16 protein-coding genes are annotated in these 14886 nt (G+C 65.5%); 5 read left to right on the forward strand and 11 right to left on the reverse strand.

Annotated features, from left to right (window positions below; genetic code table 11):
- Positions 1–80: 80 nt before the first annotated feature.
- Positions 81–833, forward strand: coding sequence for an adenosylcobinamide-GDP ribazoletransferase (locus tag CAP2UW1_RS15210; protein WP_015767507.1), 753 nt, complete (start codon positions 81–83; stop codon positions 831–833).
- The gene (gene cobC, locus CAP2UW1_RS15215) at positions 818–1375 is read left to right on the forward strand and encodes an alpha-ribazole phosphatase family protein (protein WP_015767508.1); all 558 of its coding nucleotides are present in this window, start codon (positions 818–820) and stop codon (positions 1373–1375) included. The genes CAP2UW1_RS15210 and cobC overlap by 16 nt, the downstream gene beginning before the upstream one ends.
- 34 nt (positions 1376–1409) lie before the next feature.
- Here cobC and xerD read toward each other — a convergent pair whose 3' ends face one another.
- From xerD to CAP2UW1_RS15235, 4 genes are all read right to left on the reverse strand, one after another.
- Entirely contained in the window at positions 1410–2324 is a 915-nt protein-coding gene (gene xerD, locus CAP2UW1_RS15220) for a site-specific tyrosine recombinase XerD (RefSeq protein ID WP_015767509.1), read from the reverse strand.
- Positions 2311–2790 carry a methylated-DNA--[protein]-cysteine S-methyltransferase gene (locus CAP2UW1_RS15225; RefSeq protein ID WP_015767510.1) on the reverse strand — a complete coding sequence of 160 codons (480 nt, stop codon included), beginning with the start codon at positions 2788–2790 and terminating at the stop codon, positions 2311–2313. The genes xerD and CAP2UW1_RS15225 overlap by 14 nt, the downstream gene beginning before the upstream one ends.
- 9 nt (positions 2791–2799) lie before the next feature.
- The gene (locus tag CAP2UW1_RS15230) at positions 2800–3372 is read right to left on the reverse strand and encodes a chalcone isomerase family protein (protein WP_015767511.1); all 573 of its coding nucleotides are present in this window, start codon (positions 3370–3372) and stop codon (positions 2800–2802) included.
- Between the two features lie 115 nt (positions 3373–3487).
- A complete protein-coding gene (locus tag CAP2UW1_RS15235) occupies positions 3488–4744 on the reverse strand; it encodes a glutamate-5-semialdehyde dehydrogenase (RefSeq protein ID WP_015767512.1) in 1257 nt (418 codons plus the stop codon).
- Positions 4745–4866: 122 nt separating this feature from the next.
- Between CAP2UW1_RS15235 and CAP2UW1_RS15240 the strand changes: the two genes are divergently transcribed.
- Positions 4867–5118 (forward strand): hypothetical protein, encoded by a 252-nt coding sequence (locus CAP2UW1_RS15240; protein ID WP_015767513.1) that lies wholly within the window; start codon positions 4867–4869, stop codon positions 5116–5118.
- Positions 5119–5149: 31 nt separating this feature from the next.
- Here CAP2UW1_RS15240 and holA read toward each other — a convergent pair whose 3' ends face one another.
- The 6 genes from holA to CAP2UW1_RS15270 all read right to left on the reverse strand — a co-directional run bounded on the left by holA (position 5150) and on the right by CAP2UW1_RS15270 (position 11786).
- Positions 5150–6154 (reverse strand): DNA polymerase III subunit delta, encoded by a 1005-nt coding sequence (holA, locus tag CAP2UW1_RS15245; protein WP_015767514.1) that lies wholly within the window; start codon positions 6152–6154, stop codon positions 5150–5152.
- A gap of 11 nt (positions 6155–6165) precedes the next feature.
- Positions 6166–6687, reverse strand: a complete 522-nt coding sequence (locus tag CAP2UW1_RS15250) for an LPS-assembly lipoprotein LptE (protein ID WP_015767515.1) — start codon at positions 6685–6687, stop codon at positions 6166–6168.
- Between the two features lie 19 nt (positions 6688–6706).
- Entirely contained in the window at positions 6707–9322 is a 2616-nt protein-coding gene (gene leuS / locus CAP2UW1_RS15255) for a leucine--tRNA ligase (protein ID WP_041568593.1), read from the reverse strand.
- A gap of 142 nt (positions 9323–9464) precedes the next feature.
- Entirely contained in the window at positions 9465–10262 is a 798-nt protein-coding gene (locus CAP2UW1_RS15260; RefSeq protein WP_015767517.1) for a hypothetical protein, read from the reverse strand.
- Positions 10263–10329: 67 nt separating this feature from the next.
- Positions 10330–11199 (reverse strand): hypothetical protein, encoded by an 870-nt coding sequence (locus tag CAP2UW1_RS15265; RefSeq protein ID WP_015767518.1) that lies wholly within the window; start codon positions 11197–11199, stop codon positions 10330–10332.
- Positions 11196–11786 (reverse strand): RNA polymerase sigma factor, encoded by a 591-nt coding sequence (locus CAP2UW1_RS15270; RefSeq protein WP_015767519.1) that lies wholly within the window; start codon positions 11784–11786, stop codon positions 11196–11198. Before CAP2UW1_RS15270 ends, CAP2UW1_RS15265 begins: the two co-directional genes overlap by 4 nt.
- Before the next feature lie 108 nt (positions 11787–11894).
- Here CAP2UW1_RS15270 and CAP2UW1_RS15275 point away from each other — a divergent pair, with 108 nt between their 5' ends.
- The gene (locus tag CAP2UW1_RS15275; protein ID WP_015767520.1) at positions 11895–12818 is read left to right on the forward strand and encodes a FecR domain-containing protein; all 924 of its coding nucleotides are present in this window, start codon (positions 11895–11897) and stop codon (positions 12816–12818) included.
- A 32-nt stretch (positions 12819–12850) separates the two neighbouring features.
- Here CAP2UW1_RS15275 and CAP2UW1_RS15280 read toward each other — a convergent pair whose 3' ends face one another.
- A complete protein-coding gene (locus CAP2UW1_RS15280) occupies positions 12851–13198 on the reverse strand; it encodes a hypothetical protein (protein WP_041567866.1) in 348 nt (115 codons plus the stop codon).
- A gap of 483 nt (positions 13199–13681) precedes the next feature.
- Between CAP2UW1_RS15280 and CAP2UW1_RS15285 the strand changes: the two genes are divergently transcribed.
- Positions 13682–14701 (forward strand): class 1 fructose-bisphosphatase, encoded by a 1020-nt coding sequence (locus tag CAP2UW1_RS15285; RefSeq protein WP_015767522.1) that lies wholly within the window; start codon positions 13682–13684, stop codon positions 14699–14701.
- Positions 14702–14886: the final 185 nt, after the last annotated feature.

Consider the following 14886-nt stretch of genomic DNA (forward strand, 5'->3'; position numbering starts at 1 on the left):
AGGAACCTCCGCTGGCAGCCCGTATCCCTCGAGTCATCGTCGGCCACTGCGGGCTGCCCCTTCCAGAAAGGCAGCAGCCGATGCTTAGGCGCGAGATCGAATACTTCTTCGGCGCCATTCGCTTCTTCACGCGGCTGCCGGTACCGGCCTGGGTCGGCCACAGCAGCGAGGCGCTAAACCGGGCAGCACGCTACTTCCCGGCGGTTGGGCTGCTCGTCGGCGCCATCGCCGCGCTGGTCTTCGTCCTCACTGCGCAGGTCTGGCCGACGACGCTGGCGGTGCTCGCGTCGATGAGCAGCGCCCTCTACGTCACCGGAGCGTTTCACGAAGACGGCTGGAGCGACATGGTCGATGGCTTCGGCGGTGGCTGGGAGAAAGCCCAGATCCTGGCGATCATGAAGGATTCACGCATCGGCAGTTTCGGCGCCATCGCGCTCGTCATCCTGCTGCTCGCCAGGTTCTGCGCGCTGATCGAACTCGATCCAGCGGTAGTCGCTGCCGCCCTGCTTGCCGGCCACACCATCTCCCGCTTTGCCGCAACCACGCTGCTGCGTGGCCTGGCCTATGTGCGTGACGAGGGAAAGTCGAAGCCTCTGGCGACGCGCATCGGCTGGGGCGAACTCCTCTTCGCCGGGGTCACGGCCGTTCTGCCGCTGCTTCTGCTGCCGGCAACCGAAGCGCTGCTCGGCTGCCTGTTCGCGGCACTGGCGACTCTCTGGCTGGCACGCCTGTTCGGGCGCCGGATCGGCGGCTACACCGGCGACTGCCTCGGCGCCACGCAGCAGCTCTCGGAAGTTGCCTTCTACTGCGGGTTGCTGTGCAGGTTTTCCTGATTCGCCATCCGCGACCACTGGTCGGCGCGGGCATCTGCTACGGGCAACTCGACGTCGAGGCCGAAGACCCGCAGCCGACTGCCGACCGCCTGCGCGCACTGTTGCCGGCCGGCACGCCGGTGGTTGCCAGTCCGCTGCGCCGTAGCCGCTGCCTCGCCGAGGCCTTGCACGCGCACCCGCTGTTCGATCGGCGCCTGATGGAGATCGACTTCGGTGAATGGGAGGGCAGAGGCTGGGACCAGGTCGAGCGGGCGCTGCTCGACGCCTGGGCCGCCGACGTGCTGCACTTCTCGCCGCCGAGCGGCGAATCGGCGGCGATGCTGCAGGCGCGCGTCATCGATTGCTTCAGCGATTGCGTCGCCGAGCTGCGCGCGACCAGCGTCGCGCTCGTCAGCCACGCCGGTGCCATCCGCGCTGCACTCGGCCACTGGCTGCAACTGCCGGTCGACGAGTGGAGCCAATTGGCGCTCGACTTCGGCAGCGTGACGTTGATCGACGTCGAGCCCGGGGCCGCCGCCGTGCTGCGTTTCATCAACCGCTGAGGCGGCCATGATGGCGCTGCCGCGAGCGCGCCGATCAACCACGCGGGTGGTGCTGGGCGTGCAGAATCTTGAGCCGTTCGCGGGCGACGTGCGTGTAGATCTGCGTCGTCGAGATGTCCGAGTGACCGAGCAGGAGTTGCACGACGCGCAGATCGGCACCGTGGTTCAGCAGGTGCGTGGCGAAGGCGTGGCGCAGCACGTGCGGTGACAGGCGGGCCGGATCCATCCCGGCCTGCAGCGCGTAACGCTTGATCAGTTGCCAGAAAGCCTGCCGAGTCATCGCCGCGCCGCGCGCGGTGACGAAGACGTCGTCGGACTGGCGTCCCGCGAGCAGCGCCAGCCGCCCGTCGGCGAGATGGCGACGCAGCCAGTCGCGCGCCTCCTCGCCCAGCGGGACAAGTCGCTCCTTGGCACCCTTGCCGAAAACACGCACGACGCCCATGTCGAGACTGACCTCGTGCAGTTTGAGGCCCACCAGTTCGGAAACGCGCAGGCCGGTCGCATAGAGAGTTTCGAGCATCGCCCGATCGCGCTGGCCAAGCGGTGTCTCGCTCGGCGGCGCGCCGAGCAGGCGCTCGACCTGCAACTCGGAAAGAACTTTCGGCAAGCGCGACGGCTTCACCGGCATGGCGATGCGCAGCGTCGGATCGCTGCTCCGCCGGCCGTGCGCCACTTGATGACGATAGAAGCGGCGCAGCGTCGACAGGTAGCGGGCCTGTGAGGAGGCGCGCAGTGTCTGCGCGAGCGTGGCGACAAAACGCAGCAGCGTCGCTTCGTCGATGCCGCACAGGGAGCCGAGCCGCTGTTCGGCGAGCCAGCCCGCAAGTTGCCCGAGGTCGCTGCGGTAGCTGCTCAGTGACGCCTTGGCCAGCCCGTCCTCGAGCCAGAGCGTGTCGCAGAAGGCGTCGATCTCGGCCAGATCGGCGGGATCCGCCTCAGCAGCCTTCATGCGTCAGCAGCCAGCGCTTGATGTCGAGCAGGAAACCGCCGCGCTGGCGGGCAAAGCCGCCAAGGCCGCCACCACTTGCCAGCACGCGATGGCAGGGAACGACGACCGGATACGGATTGGCACCACAGGCCTGGCCGACGGCGCGTGGCGCATTGTCCAACGCCCGGGCCACTTCGCCGTAAGTGCGCGTCTGGTGCGTCGGGATGGCCGCGATCTGCTGCCAGACACGGCGCTGAAACACTGTCCCGGCCGCGCGCAGCGGCAAGAGGAAAGTGTAGTCGGCATCGACCAGGTAAGCGGTGAGCTGGCGAGCAGCCTCGGCAGCCAGAGGATTCGCCGGGGCGACTTCCGCCACTGCCGGGAGAAAGCTGATGCCGTGGATCTCCCACTCGTCGCAGCGCACGCCGAGGCAAAAGCCGGGAGCGGCGACCACGGCCTGGTACTCGGGCGCGGCGTGCGTGCTCACCGCCGTCGCTCAGGAGGCCTTGCCGAGCAGCGCCTGCTTAAGGTCATCCTGCACCGGCTTGTTGCCCAGCCAGATCTTCAGCAGCGCCTTGTAGAAGTCTTCGCCAGCGATGTCCTTGCCCTTCACCTGCCCGTTCACGGTCAGGCGCGTGCCAGTCTCCGGCAGCCAGTCGATGACGACGGTCGTCCCCGACTTGGCTTCAACAATCGCCAGCAGGGTGTCCGAAAACTGCTTCAGGCGGTCCTTGAGCCCAGCCATCTCGGCCTCCGTGTGGTTGTTGGCCATGCCTTCTTCGAGCGCCTCGACGAACTGCTTGGCAGTAAGGTCGCGCAGCAGGCTGATCGAAATCCGCTTCGCCCCCTTGGCGGCCAGCACGGCTTCGGCATCGCCTCGCTTCTCGGGCAGGTAGAGGGCCATCGCATAGACCTTTATGACCAGTTTCTTGCGCAAACCGGCGCCGTTGGCGACCAGGTCGCCGTTGCCGACGCGGGTCTTGTCGTCGAACTTGACGCCGGCAACTTCGACCGCGGCCGCCAGGTTGAAGGACAGGGCGGCAACGGCCGCCAGCAGCAGATGTTTCATACGGTCTCCTTTAGGGGGTGCTTCATTCGGCGGGTCCGGGAAAACCGCAGCGGCATCCGCCCGCCGCTGCAGGTGTGCAACGAAACGGCAAGCAGCGCCGCCGCCGGCAAGGCAGCTAGCTGCGCACCTCGCCGTTGCCGAGAACGATCCATTTCTGGCTGGTCAGTCCTTCCAGGCCGACCGGACCACGAGCGTGAATCTTGTCGGTCGAGATGCCGATCTCGGCACCAAGACCGTACTCGAAACCATCGGCAAAGCGCGTCGAGGCATTGACCATTACCGAAGCCGAGTCGACTTCACGCAGGAAGCGCATTGCCGAGGTGTAGTTCTCGCTGACGATGGCGTCGGTGTGGTGTGACCCGTAGCGATTGATGTGCGCGATCGCTTCGTCGAGCCCGGCGACAATCTTGACGGAAATAATGGGCGCCAGGAACTCGGTAGCGTAATCGTCCTCGGTCGCCGCCGTCGCCTGCGGGACGATGGCAAGTGTTTCGGGACAGCCGCGAATCTCGACGCCTTGGCGCATCAGCATCGTCGCCAGGGGCAGCAGCAAGCGCCCTGCCAGCGAACGCGCCACGAGCAGTGACTCGGCGGTGTTGCAGGTGCCGTAACGCTGCGTCTTGGCATTCTCGACAATGTGCAGCGCCTTCTCGGGATCGGCATCAGCGTCGATGAAGACGTGGCAGTTGCCATCAAGGTGCTGAATCATCGGGACGCGACACTCGGCGAGCAAACGCGAGATCAGTCCTTTGCCGCCGCGCGGCACGATCACATCGACATGCTCGCGCATACGGATCAAATGCCCGACAGCGGCCCGGTCGGTGGTCTCGAGCACCTGCACGGCGGTGGCCGGCAGGCCGGCGCTGGCCAGTCCCTCCTGGACGAGCGCGGCGATCGCCTGGTTGCTGCGGATCGCTTCGGAGCCACCACGCAGGATCGAGGCATTGCCGGACTTGAGGCACAGGGCAGCAGCGTCGGCCGTCACGTTGGGACGCGCCTCGTAGATGATGCCGATGACGCCAAGCGGGACGCGCATCCTGCCGACCTGGATACCACTGGGCCGGAATTTCAGTTCGCTGATTTCGCCGACCGGATCGGCCAGCGCAGCGACTTGCTCGACACCTTCGGCCATGGCCACAACGCCCTTCGCGGACAGCGTCAGACGGTCGAGCAGCGCCGGTTCGAGGCCAGCCGCGCGCGCGGCCGCAAGATCGTCCTGGTTCGCCGCGACGAGGACGTCTGCCTCGCGCCGGATTGCCGCCGCCATGGCCCGCAGCGCGCTGTTCTTGGCATTGCTGTCGGCGCGTGCGACGCGCCGTGACGCGGCGCGGGCCTGCTCGCCGACGGTTTGCATGTACTGCTCGATGTCCATGAGCCTTCTCTTTTCTGCAGACAGGCTGATTATAGCCATCGCCGGCGCATGGGCGTCAAGGGAACCACTTGCACGAAACGTACTCTTAACCCCATCGTTACCTGCCTGTACCGATCAAGATCATGAAAAAGAAGCTGATTCTGCCTGCTGAAGTCAAGGTCTGCGCGACCTGCAGTTATTGGGACGGGGAGCGAACCGTCGATAGCGAACTGCGTCTGGTTGTCGTCGGAGAGGATTGCGAGGGCGAGTGCCTGGTACGCACCACGAACAGCCACGGTCTCACCGATGCACGTGGCGAAGGCGCGAATTGCGCCTGGGAACACCTGGCACCCGATTCGCCGTCAAGCGACCCGGAAAGCGGCGCCAGTTCGTGAGCGGGCGCCGCAGCGGAGCGCTGGCCGTCGTTCAGCCGACGGCGATGTGCAGGCCAAGCTGACGAAACTCGTCCCAGACGTCACCGCTGGCGAGTCCCTTGATCATCCGGTCGATGCGGGCGGCATGCGCCAGCGCGGCCGTCGCCCGCGTGCCGTCTATCCTCTGCACGGCGCGCCTGACCAAGGGCTGACGCACCCCCCAGACACGCGCCTCTTTGAGTAGCAGATCGAGCGACTGGCGCCCGGCAAGTCCGGCGTTGATCTGCGCCAGCACCCGCACGTCCTCGGTCATCGCCCAGAGAACCAGCAGCGGTGCCTCGCCCTCCTGCTGAAGTCCGTCGATGGTTCGCGTCAGCCGCGCCACGTCGCCGGCCAGCATCGCTTCGCGCAGTCCGTCGAGGTCGTAACGCGCGACATTGAGCACGGCCTCGCGAATCTGCTCGAGGCTCAGTGCGCCGCGCGGGTAGAGAACGGCAAGCTTGAGGATCTCCTGATGCGCGGCGAGCAGGTTGCCTTCGACCCGTTCGGCAATGAAACGCAGCCCTTCGGCAGCGGCACTTTGCTTCTGGCGACGCAGGCGGCCGGCGATCCAGGCCGGCAGGTCGGCGACAAGCGGCGGGATCAGTTTCACCACGACTCCGGCCGCCGCCAGGGCGCTCATCCAGGCCGACTTTTCGTCCCGCCAGTCGACGCCAGGCAGGGTCACCAGCAACAGCGAATCGGGCGACGGGCGCGCGCAGTACTCCTGCAGCGCGGCGCTGCCGTCGCGCCCGGGCTTGCCGGTGGGAATCCGCAGGTCGATCACCTTGCGGCCGCCAAACAGGGACATGCTGCCGGCAGCGTGATACAGGTCGTTCCAGTTGAAGCCACCGGTGGCGGTAAGCACCTCGCGTTCGTCGAAACCGTTGCGGCGCGCTGCCGCACGAATCGCGTCGGCGGCTTCGATGACCAACAGAGGTTCGTCACCGTAGACGAGATAGACGGGCTTCAACGCGCGCTCGAGATGCGCCGCGAGTTGCTCGCCCTTGAGCAGCATGGCCGGGGCCGCTAGCCGTCCACCGGCTGAAACACCGGCTTGACGGCCGCCAGCTTGCGCATCAGCTGCTGCACCAGATCATTCTCCATGTCGCGCCAGAGCAGCGCTTCCTCCTGTTGCTTGGCCAGGATGTTGGAGTCGTCGTAGGTCAGGTCGCGGACCATCTCGATGCTGCCCGGCGGCACCAAGTCACGCCCGCGGGCATCGATCAGCCGGTAGTTGTAGAGATAGCGCAGCCGCAGTTCGCTGACGCGGCCGCCACTGGAAACCGAGAGAATCACCCGGTCACGATACTCGGCACCCGGCAAGAGCGTCGCCTCGGCGTCGCTGCGCGTGAGAGCCAGCCGCGTCGTGCCCGATGAACGAATGGCACGCCTGAGCGTGGCGCCGATCACCGAATAGTCCGGCATTTCCACGTAGAGGCTTTCGTAGGGGAGGGAGTAGGAACCACGCAGCTGGAAGCCACAGCCGGCAAGCAACGCAACAGCCAAGAGCAGGGCCAGCAAGGTGTTGCACGGCAGGGCGACACGCATCGGGGTCTTCCTCACGGTTTCAGGCGACGATGTTGACCAGCCGGCCGGGAACGACCACGACCTTCTTCGCTGCCGCACCGGCCAGATGCTTGCGTGCCGCCTCGCTGGCCAGCGCGGCGGCTTCGATACTCGTGCGGTCGGCGTCAGCGGGCACCCGCAGGCTACCGCGCAGCTTGCCGTTGACCTGCAGTACCAGTTCGATCTCATCCCGCACCAGGGCATCGGCATCGGGCTTGGGAAAGGGCGTACTACTGGCAACGTGGCCGGGTTTGAGCGCCGCGTAGAGCGCTTCGCAGACATGCGGGACGATCGGGCTGAGCATCAGCGTCACGGCCTCGAGCACTTCCTGTCGCACGGCGCGGACGACGGCCGAATCGCCGGCAATTCTGACGTAGGCGTTGAGCAATTCCATCACCGCGGCAATGGCGGTATTGAACTGCTTGCGCCGACCGTAGTCATCGGCCACCTTGCCGATCGTCTGATGCAGCTGACGGCGCAGCGCCTTCAGTTCCGCGGTAAGGGCCGTAGCCTCGAGCGGCGCGACCGGACCCGCCGAGAGGTGCTCGAAGACGATTCGCCAGAGCCGCTTGAGGAAACGGAAGGCGCCCTCGACACCGGCATCGGACCACTCGAGGGACTGGTCGGGCGGACTCGCAAACATGATGAAGAGGCGTGCCGTGTCGGCACCGTACTGGTCGATGAGCGCCTGCGGATCGACGCCGTTGTTCTTCGACTTGGACATCTTCTCGATACCGCCGACGACGACCGGCAGGCCGTCGGCGCGCAGGCTGGCGCCACTCGCCCGGCCACGTTCGTCGTGGACGGCATCGACGTCGGCCGGATTTATCCACTGCTTCTTGCCATGGCTGTCTTCGCGGTAGAAGGTCGGCGCCACGACCATGCCCTGCGTCAGCAGCCTGGCGAACGGCTCGTCGAGCGGCTGCTCGCCGAACAGGCCGAGGTCACGCATCAGCTTGGTCCAGAAACGCGAGTAGAGCAGGTGCAGGATGGCGTGTTCGATACCGCCGATGTACTGGTCGATGCCGCCCCGACACCAGTAGGCGACACGCTCGTCGACCATCGCCCGATCGTTGTCGGGGCAGCAGTAGCGCAGGAAATACCACGACGACTCGACAAAGGTGTCCATGGTGTCGGTCTCGCGGCGCGCCGGCTGACCGCACTTCGGGCAACGACACTCGTAGAACTCGGGCAGGCGCGCAAGCGGCGAGCCGGCGCCGGTGATCGTGACGTTCTCGGGCAGGACGACCGGCAGGTCTTCGTCGGGCACGCGAACGTCGCCACACGCGGCGCAATGGATGATCGGGATCGGGCAGCCCCAGTAGCGCTGTCGCGAAATTCCCCAGTCGCGCAGACGGAACTGGACTTTCTTGTCACCCAGCCCTTGCGCGCTGAGGTCGGCAGCAATGGCGTCGACCGCCGCCGCCCAGGCCAGGCCGTCGTACTTGCCGGAATTGACACAGGCACCACACTGCTTGTCGGCGTACCACTCCTGCCAGCCATCGAGCGAGAAGTCCTCGCCGTCGACCGCAATCACCTGCCGGATCGGCAAGCCGTATTTCCTGGCAAACGCAAAATCGCGTTCGTCGTGCGCCGGCACCGCCATCACGGCGCCATCGCCGTAGCTCATCAGCACGTAGTTGCCGATCCACACCTCGACCTGCTCGCCGCTCAGCGGATGCGTGACGAAAATGCCGGTCGGCACGCCCTTCTTCTCCATCGTCGCCAGATCCGCTTCGGCGACGCCGCCCTGCTTGCATTCCTCGACGAAAGCAGCGACCTGCGGGTCGCGCGCCGCCGCGTAGGCAGCCAGCGGATGCTCGGCAGCGACGGCGCAGAAGGTGACGCCCATGATCGTATCGGCGCGCGTCGTGAACACCCACAGCAGACCTGGGTCGCCATCGAGTTGGTACGGGAAGGCGAAGCGCACGCCGGTGCTCTTGCCGATCCAGTTCTTCTGCATCAGCCTGACCTGCTCCGGCCAGCCGTCGAGTGTATCGAGGTCAGCCAGCAGTTCCTCGGCGTAGGCGGTGATCTGCATGTAGTACATCGGGATCTCGCGCTTCTCGATCAACGCGCCCGAACGCCAGCCGCGGCCATCGATCACCTGCTCGTTGGCGAGCACGGTCTGGTCGACCGGATCCCAATTGACGGTCCCCAGCCGCTTGTAGATCAAGCCCTTCTCATAGAGGCGGGTGAACAGCCATTGCTCCCAGCGGTAGTACTCCGGCCGGCAGGTGGCGATCTCGCGATCCCAGTCGATGGCGAAGCCCAGACGCTTGAGCTGGGCCTTCATGTAGTCGATGTTGGCGTAGGTCCACTGCGCGGGCGGCACATTGTTCTGCATCGCGGCGTTTTCGGCGGGCATGCCGAACGCGTCCCAACCCATCGGTTGCAGAACGTTGTAGCCGAGCATGCGGTGGAAACGCGCCAGGACATCGCCGATCGTGTAGTTGCGCACGTGCCCCATGTGCAGCTTGCCGGAAGGATAGGGGAACATCGACAGGCAGTAATACTTGGGCCGCTTTGGGTCTTCGCTGGCGCGCGCGGCGCCACTGCTGGTCCAGAGTGCCTGAGCGGCCGTTTCCAGGTCCGCGGGCTGATACTTCTCCTGCAGCACGGGTGGTGAATTGTCCTGCATGGCGGGTTGATGCTCTTGCGGCATGGCTGATGACGATCCGGAAAAGGGGCTGAACGGCGAATTATACGCATTCGAGCCCTCCTCCGCTGGCACCGGCAGGCGGTCTGCGATGGTCGGTTCAGCGCCCCGGATCGGCAACGAAGCCTCCCGGGAACGGGTTGGCAAGCGGCGGTTGCGGCCGCGGGCGAGGAATGATTCCCTGCGCTAGCAGATTCGAGCGGCTGTTGTAATGGATCGTGACGATCTCCGCCGGCGATTCGCTGGCGCGGCGAAACTCGGTGTATTGGGTCGGCGCGCTGATTCGCTCGCCGTGACCGGTACCCAGGCGAGACTCCGCTTTCCGGAGCGGCGCCTCGTCGCGGGCGGGCGCCGCCACGCTCGCCTCGGCGGTCGACGCGCGAGCGCCCTCGGCAGCGCCGACATGGTCACGCTCGCGCGGCTGCATCGCCACCGGCGGGGTGGCGACGATGGGCTCGGCCTCCCGATACACGGCAACGCCGATGACCCCGACGTTCTGCGGCCGGTCGGTGCGCCCGGCATAGCTGTCGGCAACGCTGGTGAAGTAGAAGGCGGCGACATCGTCCATGCTCTTGCGCCAGCCGCTGATCTCGGCCGACTGCGACGGCGAAAGGACGTAACCCGATTGGGACGTGGCGGCAGTCTGGCCGCTGAGCGCGTTGACGCCGTCCACCGAAACGACGGTCAGCACCCGGCCGGCGCTCTTGTTATGCAGCATGACGGCGTAGCGGTTGCCGGGAGTGCCGGCGACATAGAGGCGGCCTTGGTGGCGGAACACCTCGAGTCTCTGACCACTGCTGCGGTCGAGCACACTGATATCCACCAAGGCGCCGGCGTCGGCAAGACTGACGCAGGCAGCCAGCGGCAGGGCGGCAAAGAGGGCGGCGAGCTTGTTCATGAGGGTCTCCTGGGATGAAGTGACTAGGTGACCGTGTAAACGCGGGCGACCGCCAAACGGGTTCAGATTACTGGCGAAATTCTTCAGGCAGCGGGTAGTCCGGGTGTGTGCGCCGAAACTCGCGCAGCTGCCGGGCAGCTTCCTCGGCCTTGCCTTCGCGCATCAACGCGCGGATTTCCTCGAGCCAGGCGGCCGGCGAACGCGGTACCTCGGCGCGCAACTTGCCCAGTGCCGCCGCCGACTCGCGCATCGCGGGCGTCGGCGTGACGGCGTTGTCGAGGCGTGCCTCGTCAACCGCGCCGGCAACGCCGCCTTTGCTCTTGGCGGCCGGGCTTGCCGGCAGGCTCTCGCGCTTCGCTTCCGCAGGCGCCACGGCGGGCGCCGCAGCAGGTGCGGCAGACCGGGCCTGGTAGTCAGCGACCACTGGCGACGCCTGCTCGGCAGCGACCTGACTTCCTGCTCGGGCGTCGTGTTCACCGACCGCGAGCGAAGGGCGAGCTACCCGCGCCTTCGTCTCCGGCTGAGAGTTCGCCGGCGCAGCGGCGGGTATGGCCACTGTTGCGGCGGCGGGTGCGGCGGCGGGTGCCGCGGGCAGCTCCGGCTTCGCCTGTTCGACGGCCTTGGTGCCCGGAGCGTCGCGTCGCACGTCCGGCAGTTGCCGGTCCACAGCACGCTCGACAGGCACGGGGCCGGGCTGCCGTTCATGCAGCAAAGCCAGCGTCAAGCTCAGCGCCAGCGTCGTGGTCAGGGCCAGCGGCGTACGCCAGCGTTGCCACCAGCCCTGGCTGCGGACGCTTTTTGAGCGATCCGCAAGCGCGGTGCGCGCGGCCGCGAGGACGCGCTGGTCCAGCGCAGCCGACGGCTCGGCTGTCGAGAATTCCCGGTACAGCCGCGAGACTTGCGGATCGCGAGGGGAGTCCTGGAGCAGTTCGCTCATAGCAAATCCTGCAGCGAATGTCTTAGCTTGCCGAGCGCGTAGCGCAAGCGGCTCTTCGTCGTTTCGCGTCCGGTCTCTGTGGCGGCAGCGATTTCTTCGAGCGTCAGGCCACCCTCCTCGGCAAGCAGAAAGACTTCGCGTTGCGCGGGGGGCAGGTCGGCCAGCGCGAGGCTGATCCGTTCGGCCGTCGTACGCCGCTCGAGCAAGGCGTGCGGCGTCTCGTGAAGCGGTGCCGGCAGGCTGTCGATCAGGTCATCAAGAGCGTCAGGATCGTCGTCCGTCGCCTGCGGCGCGAAGCTCGCCGCCAACTGGGGAGCATGTTTTCGGTAGTGATCGATCAGACGGTTATGCGCGATCCGGAAAATCCACGTCGAGAAGCGAGCCAACGGCTCATAATCGGTGCGCGCGTTGACCACCTTGATCCAGACATCCTGATACAGCTCCTCGGCAAGCGCCGCATTGCCGCAATGTTGGGTCAGATAGCGATAAAGGGAACCCCGATAACGACTGTAGAGCGTCGTGAACGCGTCTGCGTCCCCAGTACGGTAGGCCAGCATCAGTCGCTCATCGCTCCACTCTCCTCGCATCCATTCAGTCTACCGGCTGCCCGGGCAAACGCAAGTCGCCGCCAACGCAGCATGCCGAACAGCGCAGTCACGGTGTAGAATTCTCGGCTTCGCCACTGGGGAGCATCAATGAACAGGCATCGCATGCACGCCTTTCTTGCCGCCTGTCTGCTGGCGGCGAGCCTGCCGACGCAGGCGTCGACCGGCGGGGCTCAGGCCGACGCTGTGGTCGAACGTGTACAGGTACCCGCCTGGGTCGAGCGGCAGGGAACGCGGCAGGAACTCAGCCCGGGAGTGGTCCTGCAGAATCGCGACCGCATCATCACCGGGGCCACCGCCCGCGTACGGATCCGACTGGCCGATGGCAGCGTGGTCGCCCTGGGTGCCGATACCATCCTCCAGTTGAACGCACTCGGTGTCCGCGAGGGAGAGGTATTCACCGCAGCTCTCGACGTGCCACAAGGAGCACTGCGCCTCACGACGGGTGCTGATGCCAGGAGTCGTCAACGGCGAGCCGTCAACCTGCGCATCGGCACGATCACGGCGGGGCTGCGAGGCACCGATCTGTGGGGCAGCGCCGACGGCGAACGCGACCGAATCTGTCTGCTCGAAGGGAGCATCACCGTCGTGCACCCGCAGCAAGAAGCGCAGCAGATCAACGAACCACTACGCTGTTATGTGGCGCCCAAGGACGCCTCACCCCTACCACTGGAGATCGTTACGGGACAGCAGGTATCAGTCTGGACAGGGCTGACCGCCATACCTGGCGACGCTCTGGCGCGAGCGCCGACCAGCGAGCGCGCCGCCGCGCGGCGTGGAAGATGGGGCATCGAACTGGCAACACTCGACAGTGAGGCAGACGCATTGGCCCTGTACGATCGTGCTCGCGAGGCCGGCTACGATGCACGCATCAAGCCGCAGGCCAACGGCGGAGGCGGCTACCGCTACTCGGTGCGCATCAGCCGACTGGCGGCCGGCGTGGACGCGACAAGCTTGAGCCGAGAACTGGCGGCTTCTCTACAAGTCCCATTGCCCATCGCTGGTCGCCACTGAGCCCGACCGGCTGCCTGGGCCGCATCACAGCTTCAGGCAGCGTGCTGGCGCACACCGAACAACGAGTTCACGTTCGATTGCCATAGCCGGGCGAGGCACTGAGCCATGATCAGGTTCAGTTTCGAGACGCGGTGCTGGTGACGCCACAGCCAGGAGATGCACGTTTTCGCGCCGCGCGTTTCACGCACGACAGCCCGACCGCCCTCGGCCTCAGCGAAGTCGATGAAACGCTCGACGGCCAGGCGATAGTAATCGGAACTGTCACAGCAACCGGTCATCACTTCGGCTTCTCCGGCAGCCCGACGCCATAACTTGAGCGCCAGTGCTTCGCTGATGCCGGTCTTGTGGGCGATCCACGGCAGGATTTTCGGTGCTTTCATACGCTTACTCCTCAGGTACTTGTGACACTGGACACTCTCATGGTCCGGCTGGAGTCTCGTGAACTCAGTCTTGTTGCAGTGCAACATCATTATAACGACTCCTGGTAAAAAAAGTTGGGTTCTTCATCTACTTTCGTCATTGGGGCGATCGCTGCAAACGGCTCCCGAGACCAACTGCGCTGCCGAACTGTTGCCGGTCGATCCGATGCCAGACTAGCACCGCTACCCTGTCAACGCCGTGCACAAGTTCACGGAAGACAAGATGCCGGCACGTTTCTTCGTCGTCGCGACGAATCAGCGCCGTCGGCGACAAAGCGCCGACGCGCTCGGCACCCCGGAAGCGGAGATGCCACGGCCAGGCATTCGCGCAGCGGCCTTTCAACCACTGGGTGCGTAGGGGTAAAATCTTACTCTGTCGGCTTGGCACAAGTAGAGGCGGGGCCGGCAACCGATGTACTTCCAGACAACCCAGGGGTAACCATCATGCCAATCGGCACCACCATCACTGAATACATCATCGAGGAACAACGACAAATCCAGGGCGTCTCGGGCGATTTCACCGCCCTGATCAACGACGTCGTGATCGCTTGCAAAGCCATTTCCAGCGCCGTGCGCTACGGCAGCCTGGTGGGCGTTCTCGGAACGGCCGACACCGAGAACATCCAGGGGGAAACCCAGAAGAAGCTGGACGTGATCGCCAACAACCTCTTCATCAAACGTAACGAGTGGGCCGGGCATGTCGCCGCCCTGGCATCCGAGGAGATGACCGACGTGTACCACTTGCCCGCCCAGTATCCGCGCGGCAAGTATCTGCTGGTCTTCGACCCGCTGGACGGTTCGTCGAACACGGACGTCTGCGGCGCGGTCGGCACCATCTTCTCGATCATGCGCCGCCCCGAGGGAGCCACTGGCGAACCGACCGAAGACGATTTCCTGCAGCCGGGCACGCGTCAGGTCTGCGCCGGCTACGCCCTCTATGGACCGTCCTCGATGATCGTGCTGACCACCGGTCACGGGGTCAACGGCTTCACGCTGGACCAACGGATCGGCGAGTACATCCTCACCAATCCCGACATGAAGATCCCCGCCGATACCCAGGAATTCTCGATCAACGCGTCCTACATGCGATTCTGGGATCCCCCTGTCCGACGTTACATCGACGAGTGTATCGCCGGCAAGGAAGGCCCGCGCAACAAGGATTTCAACATGCGCTGGGCGGGCGCCATGATCGCCGATGTACATCGGATCCTCTGCCGCGGGGGCGTCTTCCTGTATCCGATGGACCGCAAGCTGCGCACCAAGAGCCAGGAAGGCAAACTTCGCCTGATGTACGAAGGCAATCCGATGAGCTTCATCGTCGAACAGGCAGGTGGTCTGGCGAGTACCGGAACCCAGCGGATCATGGACTTGCAGCCGACTGGCCTGCATCAGCGCTGCCCGGTGATCATGGGTTCGCGGAACGAGGTCGAAAGGATCGTCGCCTACCATCGAGAAGGCGAGTGATGCCTGCACCTCCGGCTGCGGAAACGACGATCGGTTCAATGCCGCCGCGCCGCCGCTGACGCTCGCCGACCCCCGGTCGCGTGTCTCGTGGTTGGCGCTGTGGTCGCAGGAAAGGGATCGTTGCTTCCCCTGTCGGACAATGAAAAAGCGGGGCAGAGCCCCGCTTTTTCATGTTCGTCGGCAGC

This window comes from Candidatus Accumulibacter phosphatis (genome assembly GCF_000024165.1).
Lineage (GTDB): Bacteria > Pseudomonadota > Gammaproteobacteria > Burkholderiales > Rhodocyclaceae > Accumulibacter > Accumulibacter phosphatis.